At 52.3% G+C, this 25,699-nt stretch carries 19 protein-coding genes; 8 read left to right on the top strand and 11 right to left on the bottom strand.

What is annotated here, in order from left to right; translation table 11 throughout:
* The first annotated feature begins 107 nt into the window (after positions 1-107).
* The 4 genes from pdxH to IEV97_RS00335 all read left to right on the top strand — a co-directional run bounded on the left by pdxH (position 108) and on the right by IEV97_RS00335 (position 4,017).
* Positions 108-758 (top strand): pyridoxamine 5'-phosphate oxidase, encoded by a 651-nt coding sequence (gene pdxH / locus IEV97_RS00350; RefSeq protein ID WP_188499535.1) that lies wholly within the window; start codon positions 108-110, stop codon positions 756-758.
* Positions 759-817: 59 nt separating this feature from the next.
* Positions 818-2,116, top strand: coding sequence for a DUF1015 domain-containing protein (locus tag IEV97_RS00345; protein ID WP_188499534.1), 1,299 nt, complete (start codon positions 818-820; stop codon positions 2,114-2,116).
* Positions 2,082-2,663: a Maf-like protein gene (locus IEV97_RS00340; protein WP_188499533.1), complete on the top strand. Its 582-nt coding sequence runs from the start codon at positions 2,082-2,084 to the stop codon at positions 2,661-2,663. The genes IEV97_RS00345 and IEV97_RS00340 overlap by 35 nt, the downstream gene beginning before the upstream one ends.
* A gap of 166 nt (positions 2,664-2,829) precedes the next feature.
* The gene (locus IEV97_RS00335) at positions 2,830-4,017 is read left to right on the top strand and encodes a class I SAM-dependent rRNA methyltransferase (RefSeq protein WP_188499532.1); all 1,188 of its coding nucleotides are present in this window, start codon (positions 2,830-2,832) and stop codon (positions 4,015-4,017) included.
* A gap of 274 nt (positions 4,018-4,291) precedes the next feature.
* On the opposite strand, the gene IEV97_RS00330 is transcribed toward IEV97_RS00335, so the two are convergent.
* From IEV97_RS00330 to sdaAB, 7 genes are all read right to left on the bottom strand, one after another.
* Positions 4,292-5,707 carry a methyltransferase RsmF C-terminal domain-like protein gene (locus tag IEV97_RS00330; protein WP_188499531.1) on the bottom strand — a complete coding sequence of 472 codons (1,416 nt, stop codon included), beginning with the start codon at positions 5,705-5,707 and terminating at the stop codon, positions 4,292-4,294.
* Between the two features lie 63 nt (positions 5,708-5,770).
* Positions 5,771-6,163, bottom strand: coding sequence for a (deoxy)nucleoside triphosphate pyrophosphohydrolase (locus IEV97_RS00325; RefSeq protein WP_188499530.1), 393 nt, complete (start codon positions 6,161-6,163; stop codon positions 5,771-5,773).
* A 37-nt stretch (positions 6,164-6,200) separates the two neighbouring features.
* The gene (locus tag IEV97_RS00320; RefSeq protein WP_188499529.1) at positions 6,201-7,190 is read right to left on the bottom strand and encodes an acyltransferase family protein; all 990 of its coding nucleotides are present in this window, start codon (positions 7,188-7,190) and stop codon (positions 6,201-6,203) included.
* A gap of 85 nt (positions 7,191-7,275) precedes the next feature.
* Positions 7,276-8,265, bottom strand: coding sequence for an NAD(P)H-dependent glycerol-3-phosphate dehydrogenase (locus IEV97_RS00315; protein ID WP_188499528.1), 990 nt, complete (start codon positions 8,263-8,265; stop codon positions 7,276-7,278).
* Between the two features lie 9 nt (positions 8,266-8,274).
* The gene (locus IEV97_RS00310; RefSeq protein WP_188499527.1) at positions 8,275-9,666 is read right to left on the bottom strand and encodes an efflux RND transporter periplasmic adaptor subunit; all 1,392 of its coding nucleotides are present in this window, start codon (positions 9,664-9,666) and stop codon (positions 8,275-8,277) included.
* A 9-nt stretch (positions 9,667-9,675) separates the two neighbouring features.
* The gene (locus tag IEV97_RS00305) at positions 9,676-11,142 is read right to left on the bottom strand and encodes a TolC family protein (protein WP_188499526.1); all 1,467 of its coding nucleotides are present in this window, start codon (positions 11,140-11,142) and stop codon (positions 9,676-9,678) included.
* 14 nt (positions 11,143-11,156) lie between these two features.
* A complete protein-coding gene (gene sdaAB, locus IEV97_RS00300; RefSeq protein WP_188499525.1) occupies positions 11,157-11,834 on the bottom strand; it encodes an L-serine ammonia-lyase, iron-sulfur-dependent subunit beta in 678 nt (225 codons plus the stop codon).
* 366 nt (positions 11,835-12,200) lie between these two features.
* Here sdaAB and IEV97_RS00295 point away from each other — a divergent pair, with 366 nt between their 5' ends.
* The 3 genes from IEV97_RS00295 to IEV97_RS00285 all read left to right on the top strand — a co-directional run bounded on the left by IEV97_RS00295 (position 12,201) and on the right by IEV97_RS00285 (position 15,422).
* Positions 12,201-13,169, top strand: coding sequence for a tryptophan 2,3-dioxygenase family protein (locus IEV97_RS00295; protein ID WP_188499524.1), 969 nt, complete (start codon positions 12,201-12,203; stop codon positions 13,167-13,169).
* Between the two features lie 222 nt (positions 13,170-13,391).
* Complete coding sequence (locus tag IEV97_RS00290) at positions 13,392-14,969, top strand: NAD(P)/FAD-dependent oxidoreductase (protein ID WP_188499523.1); 1,578 nt, start codon at positions 13,392-13,394, stop codon at positions 14,967-14,969.
* A 90-nt stretch (positions 14,970-15,059) separates the two neighbouring features.
* Positions 15,060-15,422, top strand: a complete 363-nt coding sequence (locus tag IEV97_RS00285; RefSeq protein ID WP_188499522.1) for a CoA-binding protein — start codon at positions 15,060-15,062, stop codon at positions 15,420-15,422.
* Between the two features lie 142 nt (positions 15,423-15,564).
* Here the strand turns inward: IEV97_RS00285 and IEV97_RS00280 are convergent, their stop codons facing one another.
* Complete coding sequence (locus tag IEV97_RS00280) at positions 15,565-18,075, bottom strand: ABC transporter permease (RefSeq protein WP_229733798.1); 2,511 nt, start codon at positions 18,073-18,075, stop codon at positions 15,565-15,567.
* 231 nt (positions 18,076-18,306) lie between these two features.
* A complete protein-coding gene (locus IEV97_RS00275; RefSeq protein ID WP_188499521.1) occupies positions 18,307-19,023 on the bottom strand; it encodes an ABC transporter ATP-binding protein in 717 nt (238 codons plus the stop codon).
* Positions 19,024-19,168: 145 nt separating this feature from the next.
* On the opposite strand from IEV97_RS00275, the gene IEV97_RS00270 reads away from it, so the two are divergent.
* Positions 19,169-19,888, top strand: a complete 720-nt coding sequence (locus IEV97_RS00270) for an arylesterase (RefSeq protein WP_188499520.1) — start codon at positions 19,169-19,171, stop codon at positions 19,886-19,888.
* 183 nt (positions 19,889-20,071) lie between these two features.
* Here the strand turns inward: IEV97_RS00270 and IEV97_RS00265 are convergent, their stop codons facing one another.
* Entirely contained in the window at positions 20,072-21,244 is a 1,173-nt protein-coding gene (locus tag IEV97_RS00265) for an efflux RND transporter periplasmic adaptor subunit (RefSeq protein WP_188499519.1), read from the bottom strand.
* 1 nt (position 21,245) lies between these two features.
* On the bottom strand, positions 21,246-25,643 hold the full coding sequence (locus IEV97_RS00260; protein ID WP_188499518.1) for a CusA/CzcA family heavy metal efflux RND transporter: 4,398 nt from the start codon (positions 25,641-25,643) through the stop codon (positions 21,246-21,248).
* Between the last annotated feature and the right edge of the window lie 56 nt (positions 25,644-25,699).

The raw sequence follows: 25,699 nt of genomic DNA, 5'->3' as shown, positions 1-25,699 counted from the left end.
ATAAGTCTTCTAATTTTATAAAATATTTTTAAATTATTGCAATATTAATTAAAATTTAAGCCTCAGCCGATTATTTTATAATTTTGGGGCAAATCATCGCATTCGCTATGGCGCTCCAACACGACATTGCCTCTATCCGGAAGAACTACTCCCGGCAGGCGCTTACAGAAGAGTCCGTCTCCAACGACCCGCTCGACCAGTTTAAGGTATGGCTCAACGAAGCCATTCTTTCAGAAGTGCTGGAGCCGACGGCGCTGGTGCTGTCCACCGTGTCGGCCGACTGCCGGCCTTCGGCGCGGGTAGTGCTTTTAAAAGAGGTCTCTTCGGATGGCTTTGTGTTCTTCACCAATTACGACAGCCGCAAAGGACAGCAGCTGGCTGAGAACCCATACGCTTCTATCACCTTTTTCTGGGCTGAATTGGAACGGCAGGTGCGTATAGAGGGAACGATCGGGAAAGTGGCAGCCGATGTGTCGGATGTATATTTTCACAGTCGGCCGCGCGGCAGCCAGATCGGGGCCTGGGCCTCGCCTCAGAGCCGTGAGATAAACAGTCGCGTAGAACTGGAGCAGGCGGAGGCAAGATTTGAAAAGGACTTTGCCAACCTGGACGTAGTGCCGCGCCCGCAGCACTGGGGAGGCTACGTACTGAAGCCCGAGCGCATCGAGTTCTGGCAGGGCCGCCCGAACCGTTTGCACGACCGCATTGTGTTTGAGCAGGCCGATACCCAATGGACCCGCAAACGACTTGCGCCCTGATCCTATACCTGATTAACCTATACCTCTAAGAGCTGTACCTATACCTGTAAGCAAACCTGATGGCCGAAATATTACCCATTAAAGCGTGGCGTTACAAAGAAGAGCTGAGCCAGTCGATCGAAGAACTGACCTCTCCCCTTTTCGATGTAGTGTCAGCAAAACAGCGGGAGGCGCTGTACCAGAACCCGATCAACAGCATCCACCTCTCGGTTCCTCGCGGCGACAAGCCAGCTGATACTGCAGCCGACATGCTGCAGGAATGGAAAGCCACCGGTACGATCGTTCAGGACCCGCTTCCCGGCATTTATGTGTATTACCAGTATTTCAGGCTGCCCGGCAACGAGCGCGAATACTGCCGCAAGGGTTTCATTTGCCACATCAAAGCCTACGACTGGAACGAAGGCGTGCTCCTGCGCCACGAAAACACGATTCCCAGTGCGGTGAACGATCGCATCGATCTCCTGGACAAGACGCTGATGAACACCAGCGCTACCCACGGCCTCTATACCGATCCTGATTTTGTACTGGAGCGCTACATGGACGAGAGCATCCAGTCGCCGCTTTATGTGACCGAAGACTACCAGGGTGTGCGCGACGTGCTGGCCGTGATTCACGACCACGACGTGATCAGGCACTTCCTGGAGGTGCTGGAATCACGTCAGGTGCTGCTGGCCGATGGGCACCATCGCTATGAGGGCTCGCTGGAGTACCGCAAAAAGCGCATGGCCGACAATCCGAACCACACCGGCAAGGAGGCCTACAACTACCACCTGATGTACCTCACCAACACCGAGGCCGACGACCTGCGCATCCTGCCAACACACCGGGTGCTGGAGAATATTGATCTCTCGGACGAGGAGTTTCTGGAGCGCCTGCGTGCCTACTTTGTGGTGACACCCAAAGAGGATGCTTACGAACTCAACGAGGTGATCGTGGGTAAGAACTGGGCCTTCGGGCTATACCTGTCGGGCAACGCCTATAAACTGCGCCTCAAGCCGGAAGTGCACCACCTGATCGATTGGCCGGTGCCCCAGGAAGTGAAAGACCTCGACCTGACCGTGATGCATTTTTTCGTTTTCGAGAAGGTGCTGGGAATTGGCCGCGAAGCGCAGCGTGACTACCCGGGCCTGAGCTATGTGCGCAACTTCACGGCCTGTGTCAGCCAGGTGGACTCCGGCAAAGCGCGCCTGGCCCTGATCACCAACGAGGTGTCGATGGAACAGGTGAAGCGGGTATGCTACAGCGGGGCCATCATGCCTCAGAAATCGACCTTCTTTTACCCGAAAACAATCTGCGGATTCTTATTCAGCTCAATCAAAGAAAATGAATTTATCTCGTCCGATACTGCTTGCCTCTAATTCCCCGCGCCGCAAAGAACTCTTAGCCGGGCTTGGAATCCATTTCGAGGTGCGGGTGAAGGAAGTGAACGAGGACTTTCCGGAGCACCTGCAACGCGCGCAGGTAGCCGAGTTTCTGGCCTCCCACAAAGCAGATGCCTATACCGCAGACTTGCAGAACGAAGTACTGATCACGGCCGATACGATCGTTTGCCTGGGTGAGCGCATCCTGAACAAGCCTGCCGATGCTTCGGAAGCCTTTGCCATGCTGCGCGCCTTATCCGGAACCCATCACGAAGTGATCACTGGTGTTTGTATCCTGACAAAGAATTCCAAGACCATCTTCCATGATGCGACCAGGGTATACTTTAAGAAGCTGAGTGACGAGGAAATCAACTATTACATCGAGCACTACCAGCCCTTCGACAAAGCGGGTGCCTATGGCATACAGGAATGGATCGGAAAGATCGGGATCGAGAAGATCGAAGGTTCCTATTTTAATGTAGTCGGCCTGCCTGTTCAAAAACTATATACCTATCTCAAAGACTTGCAGGTAATTACATTATAACTCTCTGATACATATATTTTTATAATTCTGCAGGTATGGCAAACTTAAAATTCCGGTCTTATACGGAACAAATTGCCTGGTCTCCAGCCTTTCATACTACCATACTGCTTTAGCACAAGCATCATTTCAACAACAGCTCGTTAAATAATCATCATATTTATATTGGATGCCATACACCAAATTATACCTGGCCAAAGGAAAAGAACACTCATTGAAGCGTTTTCACCCGTGGGTTTTCTCCGGCGCTATTAAAAGAATTGAAGGAACGGAGCCGGAAGAAGGCGACACCGTAGAGGTATACTCCAACCAGCGTGAGTTCCTGGGCATAGGCCATTGGGCGCCTGGCTCCATTGCGGTGCGCGTGTTCTCTTTTGAGCAGGTCGAGCCGGACTATACCTTCTGGAAAAGCAAGGTGCAGCAAGCCTACGACTACCGCAAACGACTTGGTTTGGTTGACAATCCGCACACCGATGTCTACCGCCTGGTATACGCCGAAGGTGACGGCGTGCCCGGCCTGATTGTGGATGTGTACAAGGATACGGCTGTGATCCAAACCCACTCTGTGGGCATGTATTCGGTGCGTGAGCACGTTGCCAAAGGCCTGCAGGAAATCTATGGTCCGCATTTGAAAGCAGTTTATGACAAGAGCGCAGAGTCACTTCCGGCCAAGTCGCCGGTGCAGGCTGTGAATGGCTACCTGTTTGGTGAATCTAGTGGCGGTGTGATTGCTACTGAGAACGAGCACCAGTTCTTTGTGGACTGGGAAAGCGGTCAGAAAACGGGCTTCTTCATCGACCAACGCGAAAACCGTGAATTGCTGGCCCGCTACGTGAAAGACAAAACAGTGCTGAACACCTTCTGCTATACCGGTGGCTTCTCCGTATACGCCCTCAACGCGGGCGCCAAAGAAGTGCATTCGGTTGACGTGTCGAAGAAGGCAATTGAGCTAACGATCAAAAACGGCCAACTGAGTCAGGCACCGGATCGACACGAGGCTTTCGCAGTTGATACGTTTGAATTCCTGAAAGGCAAGGAAGACCGCTACGATGTGATCATCCTGGACCCTCCTGCCTTTGCCAAGAGCCAGAAAGTGCGCCACAATGCCGTGATGGGCTACAAGCGTCTGAATGCCGAGGCCATGAAACGCATCAAGCCGGGCGGCATCCTGTTCACCTTTTCGTGCTCTCAGGTGGTAGACAAGTACCTGTTCAACAACACGGTAATGGCAGCTGCTATCGAGGCTGGTCGCAGTATCAAGATCATGCACCACCTCTCCCAGCCCGCCGATCATCCTATCTCCATCTTCCACCCCGAAGGTGAATATTTGAAGGGGTTGGTGCTGTTTGTAGAGTAAGTTGATGTAGTGACAGGTCTCGACCTGCCCGCTCAATAGCCAATCGGATGTCAATAACAATAAAACCATGTTAAGCGGATTCAATCGTCTTGCATAGCATGGTTTTTTTATCGAAATAATCAGGGTTGATTGCCTGTGAACGATCAGGACAGGTATAACTCGAGGTATGTCTGTGCAAGATTCGGACAGGTCGCGACCTGTCCCTACAAGGAAATGGTAATGTTGCGTAACGACGCGACGCTGAAACGTCGCTACATTTTACCTTTCTACCTTTCTACCTTTCTAACTTTCTAACTTCCCGAACTCCCCAACTCTTAAACTCCAAAACTCCTGGCAGTTCCATGCGGATGCGCCACTCTTTTGGGTAGTAGTTGTTGAGGCGGCTGCCGACCTGTTTGGCCCAGCCAAGCGGCAGACCTTCAAATTGCAGCAGGATCCAGTCGTTGCTGTTGCCGCTGATGCCGATGTCTTCTTTGCGGAGGTAACGCAGGGCCGATTCCAGGACGAGCTCTTCGGTGCGGAAAGCGGCCTTGTTAAAGTGCTGTGACAGCGCCAGGGCCTGCAGTGGTTTCAGCTTTTTGCCATTCACTTCGGCTATCTCGGTGCCAGCGTAGATTACGTGCATGTTCTGGTAAAGCTCGTCTAGTTCTTCAAACAGATTTTCAGGTATAGCGGAGATCACCTCCCCATGCTGTACCCAGGCGAACCGGTAGGGCTCCACTAGCCAGTCATTGACCAGGGCCTGTTCTTTTTTGCCGGCCAGTGCCAGCTTATACTTCTTCTTTTTCGTGGATCGCTGTGGTGCCTCATACTCCCCGGTTTTGCGAAGTGCTGCCAAAAAGAATCCTTCGCCCTGCACCTGGTGCGGATAGAAGCGATAGCCGGAAACTCCGTTGAGCGAAGTGGCTTCTACGCGCCATGCCGGATCCAGCGTGAGGGAAAGCGGCTGTGCTTTTTCCTGATCGGCCAACCAGGCGATGTTCTGCTCGTTCTCAGCCAGATTCCAGGTGCAGGTACTGTAGATCAGGAGGCCGCCTGGCCGCAGGGAGTCCCATACGTCCATCAGGATGCGCTGCTGGCGCTGGGCGCAGAGGTTCACATTCTCGTCTGACCATTCGTTCACGGCCTGCGGGTCTTTGCGGAACATGCCTTCGCCACTGCAGGGCGCGTCCACCACCATCACGTCAAAAAACTCCGGTAGTCGGCTAAAGTCGCGGGGATCGTTGTTTGTCACCACCACATTGCCGCTTCCCCATTTGGTCACGTTCTCGGCCAGAATACTGGCGCGGCTGCGGATCACTTCGTTGGCGACCAACAGACTATCGGGTGAGATCAGGCTGGCGATGTGAGTCGACTTGCCGCCGGGCGCTCCGCAGAGGTCCAGTACATGGAGCGGTTGACTGAGGTCTGTGTGTTGGCGGAGTGCCTGCTCTAAAAACATGGAACTGGCCTCCTGCACATAGTATGCCCCGGCATGCAGGCGCGGGTCCAGCGTAAACTGCGGACGCTCAGGTAAATAAAAGCCCGTTTCCGTCCAGGGTATACGAGGCAGGCTGGGCTGTCCCGGCAACTTGTTTCTGTTTAGCCGGATACTGGTGGGTGCGGGTTGATGCAAAGCCTCCTCGAATCGGGTATAGTCAAGACCCAGCTGCCCTTTCATGCGCTGCGCAAATGATTGTGGTAATTCCATCCCCAAAGGTACGGCAATTTGACCTTTTCGTGAAAAGGTTGGCTTTACTTGTTATGCAGAAAATTATTTTTCTGCCAGTGCCACAAACTCCTGCATGATGGGGATGTCGGCCGGGCACCACTCGTAATTGGCCAGATCCTGCGGCACAACCCATTGGTAAGACCGGTGCTCTTGGGGTTCAATCGTTCCTTTGTTGTATTGGCAGATGTAAGGTATAAGCTCAATGGTTTTGTCGCCGTAGGTATGCACCACAGGCGTAAGCCGCTGCACCGGGGTGATGCTGAGGTTCAGCTCTTCCTGTATTTCTCGTATCAGGCAGGCCTCTTCTGTTTCTCCTTCTTCTATTTTTCCGCCCGGGAATTCCCAAAGCAAGGCTTGCGGCATGGTTTTGCTGCGCTGGGTTATCAGTACGCGACCAAACTGCTCGATCAGGGCACAGGTTACTTTTGTAATCATAGCTTAAGGTATAAAGATTGTGCGGATGTATGGGCTTTTACTTTGATATTATTTTGCTTAAGTAGGATTCTGACCAGTAGAAGACAAAACCCGCGGCGAGGCATATTGCCAGATTCAGCGCAATGTTCGTATCGTCCTGCACCAGACCAAAGTAAAGCACCTGCACCAGAAAGATGTGATATGATGCTTTGCCAAGGGTCGCCATGGCCCGGAAAGCTAAAAAGTCCGACTGCTGCGGGAAAGCCAGGATGCCCAGGTAGATCAGCAAGGCAGCGTAGGGGAAAGTAAGAAACACCTGCGCCTGCCATTCCGGTTTGAAGTAAGGAAGACTGATGCCCTGATATTGATAAAAGTACAGGTATACCCCACTGGCAATTCCAGCCAGGAACAGGAGCCAGCTATACCTATTGTCCGGTCTGGTGATCAGGTGGGAGAGCCACAGGCCCAAGGCAATGGCCGAGAAATACCGGAACAGAGCGGCATCGTATAGGTAGCGATCTTCTTGGAAATAGCCGATCTGATAGGCAACCAGCTGAAAGGCAACTTCCGTGAGCACCAACACCAAGGTCGTGCGCACTGGCCAGCGATTGAAGGTATAGCCGATCAGCGGAAGCACAAACAGGGACTGCAGCAAAAGTGTGATAAAGTAATTGCCTTTGCCCGAAACTGGCAGTACCCCGATCAGGTTCTTCCAATCCAGGGTATAGACATTCCAAGCGTATACCTGTTCCCAGACATAGCCCGCCACCAGCGAGATGCCATACATGATCAAAAGCGGAAAGATGATGCGCAGGGCTTTCTTTTGGAAATAATGCCAGGTATAGAGCTGATCGAAGTGTAAGGTCTTGCTACCGTAGGATAACCCCAGGTTCATACCCATCAGCACCATGAAGATCGGAACCGCCTGCCATATGTGAAAGACCGCGTAACTGGTCTCCAACTGCTCACGCGAGAGCGAGTGCAACAGAAGCACGGCAATGATGGCCAGTCCCTTTAGGATGTCAATTTGCTGGAAATGCTGTTTCATGCGTCAGGCCCCGCTGAATGGCTTGGGCTTTAAACGCGAAAGGCACACCACCGGGTATGCCTTTCGCGCTATTTGGCAGCTCAACTTAGGTGAGCTTTTCTTTCAAAATCTCAAACTCGACAGCCGGCGCGATGCGCTCATACAAAATCAGGTAGACCGCTTTGGTGATCGGCATATCCACTTTCAGCTTTTTGTTCAGCTCGTAAATGCTCTGCACGGCATAGTATCCCTCCGCCACCATGTTCATCTCGATCTGCGCCGATTTTACGGTATAGCCGTGACCGATCATGTTACCGAAGGTACGGTTGCGGCTGAACTGCGAGTAAGCCGTTACCAGCAAGTCGCCCAGGTAGGCCGATCCGTTCAAGTCACGGTGGATCGGCATGACGGCATGCAGAAAACGCTCGATCTCCTGCATGGCATTCGATACGAGTACTGCCTGAAAGTTGTCACCATAGTTCAGACCGCGGGCTATACCGCAGGCCAGCGCGATGATGTTCTTGATCACAGCGCAGTACTCCACGCCGTCCAGGTCTTCGAGTGGATTGGCTTTCGTGTAGCGGTTACGCAACAGTTCGCAGAAGCGCTCCGCTGTGGGCATATCGTACGAGCCAATGGTCAGGTATGACTGCTTCTCCATGGCTACCTCCTCGGCATGGCAGGGACCTGCAATGACCAATTGGTGACTGTTCGGTACGCCGTATTGCTGGCCCAGGTAGTCGGTGATCAGGATGTTCTGCTTCGGGATCATTCCCTTGATGGCAGATATCAGCACTTTGCCCTTTAGGGCATGCTGCTCCAGTCCGCTCAGGGCCTCCTGTATAAAAGCTGCAGGAACAGCCAGAATAACCCAGTCCGCCACAGCCACGACGTTGCGCAGGTCCGTTGAGGGCTTCACGTAGTTCAGGTCGTAGGTCACGCCACTGAGGTAGCGCGGGTTGTGGCGGTAATTGATCAGGTGCTGCACATCGTTTTCATTGCGCATCCACCAGTGTACCTGCGATTTATTCTCTGAGAGGATTTTCACCAGCGCCGAAGCCCAGCTTCCCCCTCCTATTACTGCAATTTTTTCCAAACCGGATGTTTATTTTTCTTCACCATTCGCATCAGCCAAAACTGATTTGTTTAGTGACTTCTCGTCTTTCACGGCCACTTTGGCACCGTCTTTCAGGGTTTTCGACACAGCTCTGAAAGGACCGGAAACTACCTTTTGTCCTTCTTTCAGGCCGCTCAGAATTTCGATGTTATCGAAGTCGCTGATGCCGGTTTTCACTTTCACAGATTTAACCGTGTTGTTGGCATCATGCACAAATACTACTTCTTCGATCGGGCCGGCAGGAGCTGCAGGAGCTGCTTCTGCATTTTTATCGACATCCTTTTCGTCACCGTTTTCGCCCTCTACCTTGGCTGGCTTGTTAGAACGAGTTGTCACTGCCGACAAAGGTACAGATAAAACATTATTTTTGCGTTCTGTGATGATGTCAACCGAAGCGGTCATACCCGGACGGAAAGGACGGGCGTTCTTGTCTGCCAGGTGGCTGTAAGAGTCGTTCAGCAAGCGGATGCGCACCTCAAACTCGGTCACAGCCTCTAGCGAAGCGGCGTCTTTCGCCGTGTTGGCAATCGAGGTTACGATGCCTTTGAACTTCTCGTCGCGGCTGGTATATGAGTCTACTTCCACAATTACGGAGTCACCCATACCTACCCGGATGATGTCGTTCTCGTTCACGTTCACGCGCACTTCCATGTTGTTGAGGTTGGCGATGCGCATGATTTCGGTGCCAGCCATTTGGGAGGTACCCACCACGCGTTCTCCTCTCTCCACATTAAGTTTTGACACGGTGCCACTTACCGGCGCGTAGATGGTTGTTTTGTTCAGGTTCTCGCGGGCATCGTTCAAAGAGGCCTGCGCATTCTGTATACCAAACTCAGCGGCACGAACGCTCTGCGCCAGCGACTCTATCTCTTGCTTACCGGCTTCGTACTGCGCTTTGATCTGCTGATACTCGGCCTCGGAGATTACTTTCTGGTCAAACAAGCTTTTATTACGGTTGTAGTTCTGCTCTACCTGCGCAAAATTAGCACGTGATTGTGCCAGGCGCGCTTTCGACTGTGACAGGTTAGCACGGGCCTGGTTTACACCAGCCGTCTGCATATCTACCAGCGATTTGTAGTTATCAGGGCGTATACGCACCAGCAACTGCCCTTTTACTACGGAGTCGCCTTCCTGCACGGTCAGCTCGATGATCTCGCCCGATACGTCGGGGCTGATCTTTACTTCTGTCTCAGGTTGCACTTTGCCTGAGGCGCTTACTTTTTCAACGATTTCGGTGCGCTTGACATCTGCCAGCACGACCTCCGTTCCTTCTTCTTTACCGATCCAACCTGCCTTTTTAGCTACAAGAGCCAGTACAAGAATCAGAACCAGTCCGCCTATCAGGGTATAGATAAGCTTATTCGATTTTTTTGCAGCCATAATTTTATATTAGAAAGAGAGGTCTTTGCCCTGGTAGAAGTCCAGAACTTTTAGTTTAAAGGTATATTCGTATTTAGCTTGTATCAAGCTAGATTGGGCAGAACGATAGGTGTTCGCTATCACGTTGAAATCCACCGTGTTGATGACGCCACTATTGAGCCTAAGCTCTGCATTACGATAGTTTTTTTCAGCAGCTGTGATTTGTCCTTTGGCGGCGATGTAGCGTCTTTGAGCTGCAATTGCATCAACATAAGCCTGCTCAATGGTCTGTCGCAAGTTATTGCGGGCTAAATCAGCATTTAGCTTTGCATTCATTTGCGAAAGTTTGGCTCGTTGTACGCTGTTGCGTATCTGCAATCCATTCAGGATAGGTATCTGCAATGAAAAGCCAAAGTTCTTGCCTACACCATCTTTAAGTTGATCCATAAATGAATAAGTTTCCCTTCTGAAGGTAGTGGTTGGAGTGTATATTATAAAAGGATTGGTTCCTTCTATGTCAGTAAAGCCCAATGGGGTAGCCTGCAATTTGCCTTGCTCTGCAAAGCGAAAGTCCCTTGCACTGGAGTAGAACGTATTCAATCCTCCATTAAGCGACAACCTTGGATAATAGGCTCCCCTAGCTACTTCCACGCCCTTTTCAGCACTTAAAAGACGAATTTCGGCACTTCGTATGGCAGGGAGTGTTTGTAAAGCTACATCATAAACCTGTACAGCATCTACTAACACCGGATTCTGGTCTGGTTCAGGAATTTCAGGTATGGCAATCTGAAAGTTGTCTGTTCTTTCAAGGTTAAGTAGCTGAATCAGGTTAAGGCGGGCTATATCACGCTGGTTCTGCGCATTAATCAGATTCAGCTCGTCTGTCGCTAACTGTGATTCCAGTTCCAGAACGGAGTTCTCGGCAAGACTTCCAGCTTTGAAAAGTATACGTGTGCGGTCTAGCTGTAGCTTTGTAACATTACTCTGCAACTCTGATGTTTTGATTAATTCATCAGCAAATAGAATGTTAAGGTACGATGTTACGATCTGTATTGTAATATCGTTCTGAGCAGAGAGGACGTCCTGTTCATCGGCCTGCAGATCCAGCTCGTTCCGTTTAATACTATTGACCTGCTGGAAGCCCATGAACAAAGGCAAGGAAGCATTTACCTGATAGCTATTTGTGCGGCTCTGTTCGCTACGGAGTTCGGATGTCGTTGGATCGACGTAAGTACCATAGTTGAAATTGAAAGAAGAGCCTCCATTTATACTTGGTAATCGACCAGCCCTGGATTGGCTAAGATTTGTCTGTGTTACCTCTTTGTTTATCTGGCTTCTTTTTACCTGCAGGTTGTTTGCTTTAGCATATTCAACTGCTTCCTGCAGCGACCAGATGCCGTCGCCCCCTGCGCCCTGCTGCTGCGCCATGGCCGAACCAAATCCGCCCACAGTTAAGCCAAGAGCCAGCAACAGCACTTTGTTTGACATTTTTTTCATAGTGTGATTTCTTCTTAAAGATCGATATTGGGAATGTAGATCACATGCTTCACCCAGCTCAGTTGCTTCAGGTACTCAAGCGTGATCGGCTTAATACCCGAGTCCATTTCGATGAACTGGCGGGCCATTTCGTTTCTGCCCTTGCGCGATACGTTCATCGTAGCAATGTTGCAGTCATCGTGGGCGATCACGGTAGCAATAAAGGCAATGCTGCCCTTCACGTCATCCGCATCGATGATGAGTGTATGCAGGTTGGCCGAGAAACTGGCCGTAAAACCGTCTACTTCCACAATGTTGATCACGCCACCTCCCCGGCTCTGCCCGATCACTTCTACCTGGCGATCTCCTGCCTTCAGGTTCAGCTTGATGGTGTTGGGGTGCATGGTAGAGGCATTGCCAACAGAACGGAAGGTATATTTCAGGCCACGCTCTTTGGCATGGTCAAAAGCCTCCTTAATGCGCTTGTCATCCGTTTTGAAGTCCAGCAGGCCGGCCACGATGGCCCGGTCAGAGCCGTGGCCCTCGTAAGTTTGGGCAAAGGAATTATAGAAAGTGATGATGGCCTCCTCGGGAGCAGCTCCTAATACCCGTATCGCAGCGCGCGCAATGCGCACAACACCAGCGGTATGGGAGCTTGAAGGCCCGATCATGATAGGACCTATCATATCAAAAACACTGCTTTTTTCTGCCATGGAGATGGAGCGGGTAAATATCGTAAAACCCAAATTTAACAAATAAGGCTAATGATAACATTTTTTCACCGTTATATTCTTTGGTTTTCTACCAACAGTCGGATTTACTCTATCAAAAGAGGCATTAGGACCATTAACTTTCGTCCTTACTAGCTTGATTCACAGAATTCCTGTACACAGGATGTTAATAACAGACAGAAGGTTGCCTGCAAGTCGTGGATTTATTTCCACTGATTTATGTTTTGAAGATAGCGTGTATGTTTTGGATACAGCTTGTGATAAAAAATTGCCTTTTGCCGGAATCTATGCGATTGTTTTAGTTTATTTGTAGGCTAATGGCGACTCACCAACCCCCATCTGTATACCATGGAGCAACAACCTTTTAAGCCGGAAGTGCTGGAGCAGCTCAGAAGACTGGAAGCCAAGTACGTGCCGCTCGGTCAGGACCTGGCTGCCTATCTGGAAGGTCTCTACTACACGGACTACCTCAACTACTGGGATTATATTCACCTGGATACCCTGTTGAGTCTGCAGAACCCGCGCACTTCTATACCTGATGAAAAGATTTTCATCATGTATCACCAGATCACAGAGCTATACTTCAAGCTCTGCCTGGAAGAGTACAGGCAAATAGGTGAAGACAAGGAGCTTACAGGTGATGTACTCCTGAAACGCTTGAAGCGCATCAACCGCTATTTCGAAAACCTGATCGACTCGTTTGATGTGATGGTGGACGGCATGGATCCGAAGCAGTTCCTGCAGTTCAGGATGGCGCTGATGCCGGCCAGTGGATTCCAGTCGGTGCAGTACCGCATGATCGAAATTGCCTCTACAGAACTGCGTAACCTGACCGATAAAGAGAAACGCAAGGCGCTGGGTTTGCAGAGCACACATGAAGAAATGATGGGATGCATCTATTGGAAAGAAGGCGCTACCGAGGTTTCGTCAGGATCCAAAACTCTGACATTAATCCGGTTTGAAGAAAAGTATACCCAGCAGCTGATACAGTTTGCCAGGCAGTATGAGCAAATGAACGTCTGGTCTGCCTACAAGCGTTTGTCTGAGGAAGAGCAGCAAAACCCGCGTCTGATCCGCCAGCTGCGTGAACTGGACAGCAACGTGAACGTCAACTGGCCACTGATGCATTACAAATCGGCAGTGCGCTACCTGCAGCGCGATCCGGAAGTGATCGCCGCCACCGGAGGCACGAACTGGCAAAAATACCTGCCTCCCAAGTTCCAGAAGCGCATCTTTTACCCTGAGATATGGAATGAAGAAGAACTCGAAAATTGGGGCAAAGGCTGGGTGGAAAAAGTGCTGAATGGGGATTTATAATATTGTTAAATTGTTGATGGTTAAATTGTTGTTTTGGGCTGTTTAGACTTGTTGTTGATTAAGGTATAGCAAGCTTTTATGCGTTGATGGCATAACCAGTTTTGCTATAGCTGTTGAATGAGACTGATCCGGTTTGATTCTAATTCAAGTATAAACAATTTAACCATTAACAATTTAACAATTGAATTAAGAATTTAAGGATAACTACCTTACTAACTGTAAATGAATAAGAAAGAAGTTGAAGTCGTGTTGTCGCCGGAAGTGGCGTACAACGACGAACTGTTGGAGCGTGAGCTTATTGTAAGTGCCGGTCTCAAGCCGGATGATGTGAAGCATATCCACCGCATTAAGCGCTCTATTGACGCGCGCGGTCGCCAGGTGTTGCTCCGCGTGCGGGCTGATCTATACCTGGACACCCCTCCTGCCGATATCCTTTCAGCCAGGTATAGCTACCCTAATGTCAGCAACGCCAGGAAAGTGATTATAGTGGGCGCTGGCCCGGCCGGACTCTTTGCCGCTTTGCGCTGCATTGAGCTGGAGCTAAAGCCAATCGTGCTGGAGCGCGGAAAAGACGTCCGTGCCCGACGACGTGACCTAGCCGCCATCAACAAAGACCATGTAGTAAACCCAGACTCAAACTATTGTTTCGGGGAAGGCGGTGCCGGTACCTACTCGGATGGCAAGCTCTATACCCGCTCCAAAAAGCGGGGCGATCTGCAGCGTATTCTCGAGATTTTCGTGCAGCACGGCGCCACCCGCGACATCCTGTTCGACGCCCACCCACATATTGGCACAAATAAACTGCCCCGTATCATCTCCGCCATCCGCGAGAGCATAGAGGCCGCCGGCGGTGAAGTACTGTTTGACAAGCGCGTGACTGACTTTATCCTGGAGCAGGACGAAATGAAAGGCGTCGTGACCCAGGATGGTCAGGAATATACTGGCGAGGCTGTGATTCTGGCAACCGGCCACAGCGCCCGCGACATCTTTGAGTTACTGCACCACAAAGGCATCACCATCGAGGCAAAGCCCTTTGCAATGGGTGTGCGTGTGGAGCATCAGCAGAAACTGATCGACAGCATCCAGTATAAATGCGAAGACCGCGGTTGCTGGCTGCCGGCTTCTTCTTATGCCCTGGTGCACCAGACAGTATACGATAACAAACAGCGTGGCATTTTCTCATTCTGTATGTGTCCGGGCGGGTTTATCGTGCCATCTGCTACGGCTCCAGGCGAAGTGGTCGTGAATGGCATGTCGCCTAGCCGCCGCGATTCTAAATTTGCCAATTCAGGTATAGTCGTAGCAATCGAACTGGAAGATATGGAGCTCGAAAAGTACGGTCCGCTTGCCGGATTGCGTATGCAGGAAGCGCTGGAGCGCAAAGCCTGCGAAATGGCGGGTGGTACCCAGAAAGCCCCTGCCCAACTCCTCCTCGACTTCACACGCCAGAAAACCGGTGGTACTTTGCTGGAAACGTCTTACCAACCTGGCCTGACGCCAGTGGATATGAACGAACTGTTCTCACCAGCCATGGCTTATCGTTTGCGGGAAGGTTTTAAAACTTTCGGAAACAAAATGCGCGGCTATCTGAGCAACGATGCCCAGATCATCGGGGTTGAAAGCCGTACCTCCTCCCCGGTTCGCATTCCGCGTGACCGTGAGACAATGGAGCACGTGCAGATCAAAAACCTATACCCTTGCGCAGAAGGCGCGGGCTATGCAGGTGGAATCGCGTCGGCGGCCATGGACGGGGAGCGTTGCGCCGAGAAGATTGCTGCCAAAGTGCTGCGTCAGGTATAGCCGATTGTATTGTATTCGGTTTATACCGGCTTGCCCTGTAACGTTTCGGTGCGTAAAGCGGTTAAATAGAGAGATCAAAATATCTGAGCCATGAAAAAGACACTTGTACTGGGTGCTACCGATAATCCTTCCCGCTTTGCCTACAAGGCCATTCACCGACTACAGCAACACGGACACGAAGTGGTGCCGGTGGGGATTCGCAAAGGAGAAGTTGGCGGACAGCCCATTATCACGGATAAAGAACAGAAAATTGAAGGAGTTGACACGGTAACGCTTTACGTGGGACCACAGAATCAGCCGACCTGGTACGATTACATTATTTCGCTGCAGCCGAAGCGCATCATCTTCAACCCGGGTACCGAAAACCGCGAATTAGAGCAAATGGCCGAGGATGCAGGTATAGAGACCATGCATCACTGCACGTTGGTGATGCTGGCTTCCAGCACCTATTAAATTTTTTCGGAATTTTATTTGGGAGCTGTAACCTCTTAAAAAGCCGGGCGTATAAACCAATATAATCAAAGTTTGCAGATGGCATTTGTTGTCTATGGAAACTTTAGAAAAAGGGATCTTTCAAGAGATCCCTTTTTTGTTTTTACGCCTCCCGCCGTAACACTTCCAACGGCGGCCTGTTCAGCACCCCACGGCTATTGAGCAAGCCCACCGCCACGGTCAAAAGTGTAACCACCACGAATATCACCAGCAAAGGCCAGAGCACGGGCACAAATTCCATCTCGAAGCTGAATACCGCCAAGGCCCAGGCAGCCCCGAAGGCTATCACACAACCCACAGCAGCGGCCAGTATGCCAAGCATAGCGTACTCCATCAGTGTTATACCCAGGATCTGCTTCTTGTTAGCGCCCAGGGTACGTAACAGCACACTCTCCTGCACCCGCTGAAATTTACTGACATTGACAGAGCCCACCAGTACCAGCAGTCCCGTGATAATACTAAAGAGCGCCATGAACTGAATCACAAAGGAGATCTGGCTGACAACTTCCTCCAGGGTGCGCAGGATCAGGTCAAGCCCGATAGCCGATACGTTCGGAAACGTTTCCACCATACGGCGCTGGAATTGCGCGGCCTGTTGCTCGTTGTCGCTGCGAGTCATCAGCACATGGAACTGTGGCGCTTCTTCCAATACTCCTTTCGGGAAAAGCACCTGGAAATTGGTTTGCACCCGGTTCCAGTCTACGCGGCGCAGATGAGCTACACGCGCAGGTATAGTCGCTCCCTGTACATTGTAAATCAGGGAGTCCCCCACTTTCACCTTGATGCGCTCCGCATACCCTTCTTCGAGCGAGACAGGCACCCTGCCACCAGCTTTATACTGTCCTTCGCTCCACTCACCGGCTTCCGTTTTCTCAGAATCACTGAGGTGATCGCGGTAAGTTACCCGGTATTCCCGTGTGAAGTTCCGCGGTTTGATCTCCAGCGTCGTGTCCTTGCGCACATCGGCCAGGGTCAGGTTATTGATCTGCTCCAGCCTAACCGTCACGATCGGATCGAAGTATAAGATCGGCAGTCCTTCTGCCTTGGTCAGGTCAGCTACCTGTTCCCGCTGGCTGTTCTGGATGTCGAAGAGCACCAGGTTGGGCTGGTTCTCAGTGCCTGAAAGCGACACCTCGCTCAGCAAAGTGCGCTGCACCATGAAGAGCGTACCGATCAACGCTGTGCCCAGGCCAATCGATACCATCAGCAACAGGGTTTGGTTATTGGGTCGGTAGAGGTTTGCCAAGCCCTGACGCCAGACATAGCCCCAGTGCGTCGGGAAGAAGCGTTTGACGGTCCAGGATAGGCCTTTTGCAAGCAAGGCCAGCACCAGGAAGGCCGCAATGACACCTCCTGTAAAATAGAGCGCCTGCCACCAGGTGCCCATCTGCCAGCGCGAGAATACCACAATAAAGCCCAGCAACAAACCGTATACCACCCAGCGGAGCGGGTCTTTCTGATTGGTTAAATGTTCGACGGTGGCCCGCAGTGTAATCAATGGCGATACCTGCCGGATGCTTAGCAACGGCAAGAGCGCAAAGAGCACCGACACCGCTACACCCATGAGCACGCCTTGTGCCGCAGCAGTTACAGAGAAATGCGCATCCACACTAACAGGCAGGAAGGTTTTGAACAGTTTCGGCAGAATCAGTTGCACGACGCTGCCCAATGCCGCACCGGCTATGCCGCCTACCAAGCCCATGCCCATCACCTGAAACAGGTATACTAGAAAGGCCTGCTTGCCGCTCATACCCAGACAACGTAGAATGCCGATGGTTGCCAGCTTGTCGCGCATGTAAACGTGTACGGCGCTGGCCACGCCCACGCAGCCCAATAGCAAGGCTACAAAGCCTACGAGCGCCAGGAAACGGGCCAGTTCATCGTAAGAGCGACCCATGCTCGCTTTCCGTGTTTCCACCGTGTCGTAGAACATGCCGAGTTCTTCAAATCGTGGATCCAGTTTACTGCCCAGTGTGTCCGGTTGCACGGCTTCGTTCAGATCGTAGTAATAGTAGTAAGAAACCCGGCTGCCGCGCTGAATAAGGCCGGTTTCAGGCAAGTACTGTCTGGGAATGTATACCACAGGCGCAACGGCAGCGGTCATGGCCGTTTGCCCCGGTATGCGGTGCAGGGCCCCTTCAATGGCGAAGGTCACAGCGCCAACCCGGATCGAGTCGCCTACCTGGGCATCGTACTGCAGCATCAGGTTATAATCAACGAGGGCACGTTTGTCTTCCCGAAAACTGCGGCTGGCCTCTACTGGATTTGTCTCAATGGCTCCGAAGTAAGGAAACTCGCCTTCCAGCGCGCGTACCTGTACCAGGCGGGTATCATTGCTCTTCACAAAGTACACCATCGACATCATGCGGTTCTCGTCTGAGCGCTTGCCCAATGTGCTTACGGAGTCGATGATGGCCAGCGAAAGTGAGTCGGGCTCTTTGTTCATGCCCATCACCAGATCAGCCCCGATCAGGGTCCTGGCTTTTTCGTCGATGGCTAACTGCAGACTGTCCCGAAACGAGTTGATGGCTACCAGGGCGGCTATACCCAGCACGATAGAAGACAGGAACAGCAACAGTCTACCCCTGCTGCGACGTGTGTCGCGCCAGGCCATTTTGAGAAGCCAGGGTATATTCAGTTTTGGTTTATCCGGATTTGGCTTGTTGTCAGACAAGGTATAGGTGCTGTTTAGTGAGGTAATTTTTATATTCGACAAAGGAGTTTTTGACAAAGGTCGAGGGACGAGAGGGGTCTAAAACCTGTCATTACATTTACTGTAAACTTTTGCCTCTTTTGTCTTTTGTCAAAAAGTTCTTTTGTCAAGAGTCTGCTGTCAGTAATCTCCTTAGAGATTGGAGCCTTCAGGCTGATGAACCCTCTCAGAAGTTCTCGTATCAGACACCACATGCCCACCCTTGATACGGATGATGCGCTGTGTTTTTTCTGCCAGTTCCAGGTCGTGGGTCACGAGCACCAGCGTGGTTCCCGCCTCACGGTTCAGCTCAAACAGGAGTTTCTCCACCTTATCGCCGGTTTCCTCATCGAGGTTACCGGTGGGCTCATCTGCAAACAATATTGTTGGCCGGTTGGAGAAAGCCCTTGCCAGCGACACCCGCTGTTGCTCCCCTCCTGACAGTTGCGTTGGATAGTGATCGTGGCGCTCGGCCAGTCCCACGCGGGCCAACAAATCCATGGCCTCACGTTGCACATTGCGCTCCCCGCGCAGTTCCAGTGGCACCATCACGTTCTCCAAAGCCGTGAGCGTCGGTATAAGCTGAAAGTTCTGGAAGATAAAGCCCACGTACTGGTTGCGAACTTGCGCCCGGGCGTCTTCGCTCAGGTTGTCGAGCTGCACACCGTTGAGGACAACAGAACCGCTACTGGCCCGGTCAAGTCCGGCGCAAAGGCCCAACAGGGTCGTTTTGCCGCTTCCGGACGGCCCCACGATCGCGCAGGTGTCACCAGCCTGCAGTGTAAAGTTGATACCCTCGAGCACGGTGAGGTGACGGTCGCCGCTGTCGTAGGTTTTCTTCAGGTTCTTGATTTCTAGTATAGTAGACACGTAGCTTGTGTTTTAAAGAAAGATAAACGACAGGTATAGCATTGCAGGTATAGGTATACGTGGTACTAACCTGAACCTAATAACTAATACCGGTCGTTATAGGTTTTAAGATTGATAAAACTAAATTTAGGAAAAAATCAGCTACATGAATAATAAGAGTAAGTATATCCCCCTTTTTCTAGCTTTCTTCCTCACCCTGTCAGGCTGCGAACAGGCAACCACCACAGAGCAGGTGGCAACGGAGCAACAGGTACAAAACGACACCACCACCACTGCCCAAACCCCGAAAAACGAGCGCACCAAGACCATCGTGTTTTTCGGGAACAGCCTCACCGCCGGGTATGGACTGGAGCCCGACCAGGCCTTCCCTGCCCTGCTTCAGGAGCGCATCGACTCGCTGGGGCTGCCTTACAAAGCTGTTAACGCCGGCCTGAGTGGCGAAACCTCCGCAGGCGGCAAAAGCCGTATCGACTGGCTGCTGAAACAACCGATCGATGTGTTTGTGCTGGAACTCGGCGCTAATGACGGCCTGAGAGGTATAGACCCTGCTTCGACTTACGATAACCTCGGGACGATCATCGACAAGGTACGGGAGCAGAACCCGGAAGCGGAGATCATTCTGGCAGGTATGCAGATGCCGCCAAGCATGGGGCAGCGCTTTACAAAAGAGTTCGAACAGGTATACACCCGACTGGCGAAAGACAAAGATGTGGCGCTTATACCTTTCCTGCTGGAAGGCGTGGCCGGTGAGCAGGCACTGAACCAGGGCGATGGCATACACCCGACCATAGAGGGGCAGCGCATCCTGGCAGACAATGTATGGACGGTGCTGGAACCGATTTTAGTGGCCAATAGAGCCTCCTAGGGCACTTTTTGAAAAATAATTAATTTATTTTCAAAGATTTGTAACCAAACACATCCTTTGCCACGTATAAAAGCATGGCTAAAAGTTGAAAGTTTAATTAATAATTAATCCTTTCAAAAAATAACAGCGCTGGTCCCTTCATTGGAGCCAGCGCTGTATTTTTTTAGATCAGTGCTATACCTGTTACTCTTCGGCTACTTCGGATTTCATCTTCTCGGCCAGTACATAATAGGCACCTTTCGTGATGACCTGTGCTGTTTCAGGTAGCTCTTTCAAAGGTTTCACTTCCATAAACCCATTTTCGGCTATACCTGTCTCCACTTCCTGCATCCGGAAGGTGGTAGGCCCCTCTTTCACAAAAACGTAGTGTTTGCCCTTATAGCGAACCACCGACTCTTCCGGTAGTGCAGGCAGCTCCTGTTTTCCAGCCAGTATCTGTGCATTGACATACATACCCGGCAACAGGTTAGTGTTTTGGTTATTCTCCAGATCGGCGTGTACGGTTACCATGCGGGAATCTCCCTCAAACGCCCTTCCCAAGGCAAATATCTCCGCCTCCAGGGGCTCTCCTGCCACGTTTGGCAACGTGAACAGCACCTTCTGCCCTTCTTTCATCTTGTTGAAGTCGCGCTCAAACACGCTTAACTCCAGGTGCAGGTGACGGTTGTCCACGATCTCAAACATTTGCTGTCCCGGCTGCGCATAGGAGCCCATGTTCACGTTGATGACCCGCACATATCCGCTGATTGGCGAAGTAATGGCGAAGGACGAGGTGATCTGCCCTGCTTCCACGTTCTTCGGGGAAACGCCCATCGCAGCCAGATGCGTGGCCAGTGCCTTGAGGCGGGCCCGCTGTACCTGCACATCCGACTCAGCCTGCTCGAAGCGCTTGCGGGAGCCCACCTGTTCCTGGCTGAGCGTGCGCTGGCGTTCGTAGTCCTGCTCCGCAAAGCGCAGCTGGTTGCGGGTGGTCAGGTACTCTTCCTGCAGCTTGATCAGCTCCGGGTTCTGTATGGTGGCCAGCACTTTCCCTTTCTGAATATACGCTCCTTCTTTGACCGGTATACTGCGCACCACGCCGCCCATTAAAGGGTTGATACTGGCGATGTTTTGCGGTGGCAGCTGAAGTTGACCGTTGGCTGTGATACGGGCCGATAGCGGCTTATTCTCGATCGATCCCAGTTCAATGCTGCCTACTTTCTGCTGCTCTTCCGAAAAGGTAACAACAAAGGGTGATGCGCTGACGGTCGCTTCCGTTGTGGCGGCCTCCGGTTCTTCGGCAGGCGCCTGCTGGGAGCACGCTGCCAGACTGATAAGTCCGCAAAGAGTGATGATTCTGATTTTATATGCTGTCATGTTATTCGATTCCTGCTGTGAATTCTAAACTAATAATGGTTTGATTGTAGTCGCGGAGCGCGTTGAGGTAATTGCTGCGCAGCTGGTAAGCCTGGTCGAGGGCCTGCACATACTCCACGTAGTCGATGTCGCCTGTCTGGAAGCTGAGCTCGGCCGCCTTGTTCATCTGGTTTGCCTGGCGCAAGGCGCCCTGCTCAAAGAAAGCCAATGTGTTGCTGTGCTTCTGAAGTTCCTGCGCCAGATTCTGCAGTTCCGTCAAAAGCAATTGCTGCTGGTAGCGTGCCTGGCTTTTCACCGCCTCCTCGTTCATCTTGGCCGCCTTGATGCGCGATCGCTGCGCGCCGAACCAAAGCGGAACGGCTATACCTACTTCATACCCCATGAAGCGGTCGCCAGCGCCATACACTCTGTTGGGGTTGTCACGCGGAGCCTCTCCTCTAAAGGTTTGGTTGAAGTAGCCTACCGTAAAGTCCGGCAGGATACGCGATTGCTCCAGTTGCTTCTGTCGTTCGGCTACCTGCGTGGTGCTTTGTAAAAAGGCCAGGTATGGATTAGCCGCTAAGGCCGAGCTATCAGCTTGCAGGAGCAGTTCCCGCTTGCTTAGCCGTTCTTCTGCAAACTGTAGCGGCTCCTGCGCCTGCAGGAGTTGTTGAAGACGCCGCTCGGCAATTTGCTGGTCTGCCTGTGCCTGCTGCAGCTCTGTTTTTATACCTAAGCTGCGGGTCTCGGCGGTGGCCTGCTCCAGGTATCCCGTTTCCCCTGTTTGGAAGCGAATGGTGGCAGCCCTGGTGAAACGACCGTAGAGGCTATCCTGCTGTTGGAGCAGGCGCATGCGTTCATTCTGGTATTGTAGCAGGTACCAGGCCTGTTTCACATCCCGGATCAGCTCCCGCTCCACGATCTGCTTTTGCGCCTCTGCCTGTTGGATGGTGGCGTCTGCCAGTTTGGCCTGGTCGCGGTATACCGTCGGGAAGGCAAATTGCTGGGAGGCGGATATGTACTCGTCCTGGTTGGTGGTGCTGATCTGCCCGCGACTGTAGGAAAGGTTGGTCTTCGGGAGGTCGGTGGCTGCGCCGCGTAACGCTTGTTCGCGCTCCACACTGTAGGCAGCGCTCTTCAGACCCAAGTTGTGCTCACGGGCATAATTGATACTCTGCTCCAGGTTCAAAGGGCCCTGTACCGATTGCGCCATACCTTGTCCGGCGAACAATACGCCGCCCGCAAGCAGCAACAACGTGATGAAGTGTGCTGGTACTGCTTTGCGGTGTACTTCCTCTTCGGTTGGTTTTTCATTGGAAGAGAAAACATAGTAAAGCACTGGTAGCACCACAAGCGTCAGCAAGGTGGAGGTAAACAAGCCACCGATCACTACCGTTGCCAGCGGGCGCTGCACCTCTGCTCCGGCCGAACCGGAAAGCGCCATCGGTAGGAAGCCTAGCGCCGCTACGGAAGCCGTCATGAGCACGGGTCGAAGGCGTACGCTGGTGCCTAGCAGCACGCGTTCGTAGGCATCCGTCATCCCTTCCCGCTTGAGTTGGTTAAAGTAACCGATCAGTACGATGCCGTTCAGTACCGCCACGCCAAACAGGGCAATAAAGCCTACGCCAGCCGAGATACTGAAAGGCATATCGCGCAACCAGAGTGCAAAGATGCCGCCAATGGCTGACAGAGGTATTGCGGTGAAAATGAGCAGACTTTGCTTCACGGACTTAAAGGCAAAGTATAAGAGCAACAGGATGAGCAGCAGAGCGGCCGGAACGGCTACAGACAGACGCTCTTTGGCGTGCACCAGATTCTCAAACTGTCCGCCATACGTGATATAGTAGCCAGCCGGAAGCGGCAGTTCGCGGTCCAGCTTCTCCTGGATCTCAGACACGATCGACTCCACATCGCGCTCGCGCACGTTAAAGCCTACCACGATGCGGCGACGGCCATCCTCGCGCGAAATCTGCATCGGTCCTTCCTCAAACTTAATGTCGGCTACTTGTTGCAGCGGTATTTGTCCGCCCTGCGGCAGCGACACAAACAGGTCTTCGATATCATTCAGGTCGTTGCGGGAGCCGCCTTCCATGCGCACCACCAGGTCGAAACGGCGGTCGCCTTCGTAGATGGCCCCTGCTGTCTGTCCGGCAAAGGCCGTGCGTAGCACCGCGTTCACGTCTGCCACCTGCAGACCGTACTGCGACATGCGGGCCCGGTTGTAGCTTACCACAATCTGCGGCAGACCGGTCACCTCCTCCACGTAGATATCCTGCACACCTTCCACGGGAGCAATCAGTTTGTCAACCTGACCCGCCAGATCGGAAAGCTGGTCCAGGTCCTCCCCGAATATTTTAATGGCTACGTCCTGTCGGGCACCCGTCATCAGTTCGTTGAAACGCAGCTGGATCGGTTGCTGGAAGCCGTAGTTAACGCCCGGCAGCACTTTCAGGGCCTCGTCCATTTTGGCAGCAAGTTCCTGACGGGTGCTGGCGCTGGTCCACTCGTCTTTGTCTTTGAGCAGGATCATCACGTCGGCCGCCTCAATTGGCATCGGGTCGGTTGGGATCTCGGCCGTTCCTATTTTGCCGATCACCTCAGTAACCTCCGGAAACTGGGTCAACAGGATTTCGCTGGCTTTGGTCGTGGTCTCGATGGTCTGGCTGAGCGAGGCGCCCGGCACCAGTCTTAGGTCCATGGCGAAGTCGCCTTCCTCCAGATCAGGCAAAAACTCGCCTCCCATTCGGCTGAACACGAATAAACTGAAAGCAAAAAGAATTAAAGCCGCTCCGATGACGATTGCCTTGCTGCGCAGGGCGAACGTGATAACCGGGCGGTATAGACGCTCCAGAAAACCCATCAGTCTGTCAGAAATGTTCGGTTTGTGCTTGGTGGTCTTGCTCAACAAGAGCGTTGACACCATGGGCACGTAAGTCAATGAAAGGATGAAAGCACCCAGGATGGCAAAGCTTACGGTCTGGGCCATGGGCTTAAACATCTTGCCTTCTATACCTACCAGGGCCATGATCGGCAGGTATACGATCAGGATGATGAGCATCCCGAAAGCGGCGGAGTTCATGATGTTGGAGGCGGCGTCTTTCACTTCCAGGTCCATTTCACGCTGTGTCAAGCGGCGGAGTGGCAGGTCTTTGTTTTTGACCACAATAAAGTGAAGCACGCCCTCCACGATGATCACAGCCCCGTCCACGATCAGACCGAAGTCAATGGCGCCAAGACTCATCAGGTTGCCCGACACGCCAAACACATGCATCATGCCCAGCGCAAAAAGCATGGACAAAGGTATAACAGACGCCACCACGAGTCCGGCCCGCAGGTTGCCAAGCAGGAGCACCAGCACGAAAATCACGATCAGGCCGCCTTCGATCAGGTTCGTGGCCACCGTGTTGATCGCTTTGCTTACCAAGTCACTTCGGTCCAGGTACGCTTCGATCACCACACCTTCCGGCAAAGAGGACTGGATGCTGGCTACTTTGTCCTGCACGTTTTTGATCACCTCCGATGAACTGGCGCCTTTCAGCATCAACACGATACCGCCCACCACTTCACCTTCGGTGTTACGCGTCAGGGCACCGTAGCGCACCGGATGGCCGTACTGTACTTTGGCTACATCGCGGATCAGCACAGGCATACCGTTACGGTTGGACACGACGATTTGCTCGATATCCTCCAGCGAACTAACCAGCCCGAGGCCACGGATGAAGAAAGCGTTTTGGTTTTTCTCGATGTAAGCCGCGCCGGTGTTTTCGTTGTTCTGCTCCAGCGCCCCGATCACATCGGTCACGGTCAGGTTCATGCTGCGGAGGCTTGCCGGGTTCACGGCCACTTCATACTCCTTCAGAAAGCCGCCATAGCTACTTACATCGGCCACGCCGGGCGTTCCCAGCAGCTGACGTCGCACGATCCAGTCCTGAATGGTGCGCAGTTCGGTGGGGCTGTATTTTTTATCGCTTTCCGGATCGGTTACCAGCACATACTGGTATATCTCGCCAAGACCAGTTGTAACGGGTGCCAGTTCGGGCGTGCCCATTTCCTCGGGTATCTGCCTGGCCGCATCGCCCAGGCGCTCTGTTATCATTTGCCTGGCCAGGTACTGGTCCACCTCGTCCTTGAACACGACCGTGATGACAGATAGCCCGAAGCGCGATACGGAGCGCATCTCCACTACGTCCGGCACATTAGCGAGCGCCATTTCAATGGGGGTGGTAATAAAGCGCTCCACTTCCTGAGCGGCTAGTGTAGGCGAAGAGGTGACCACCTGCACCTGGTTGTTGGTGATGTCGGGAACGGCGTCTACGGGGAGTTGCGTCAGAGAGTAGGTTCCCCAAACAATCAATGCCAGCACCATCAGCCCGATCACCAGTTTGTTATTTATCGAAAAATCGATGATCTTATTAAACATGGTAAACTTGATTTTGAATCAATGGAATAGATATGCAGCTGCGCCGCAAGCACCGT

The sequence above is a fragment of the Pontibacter amylolyticus genome (genome assembly GCF_014638845.1).
Lineage (GTDB): Bacteria > Bacteroidota > Bacteroidia > Cytophagales > Hymenobacteraceae > Pontibacter > Pontibacter amylolyticus.
The sequence above is the reverse complement of the archived record's forward strand: the minus strand, read 5'-3'. Positions and strand labels throughout refer to the sequence as shown.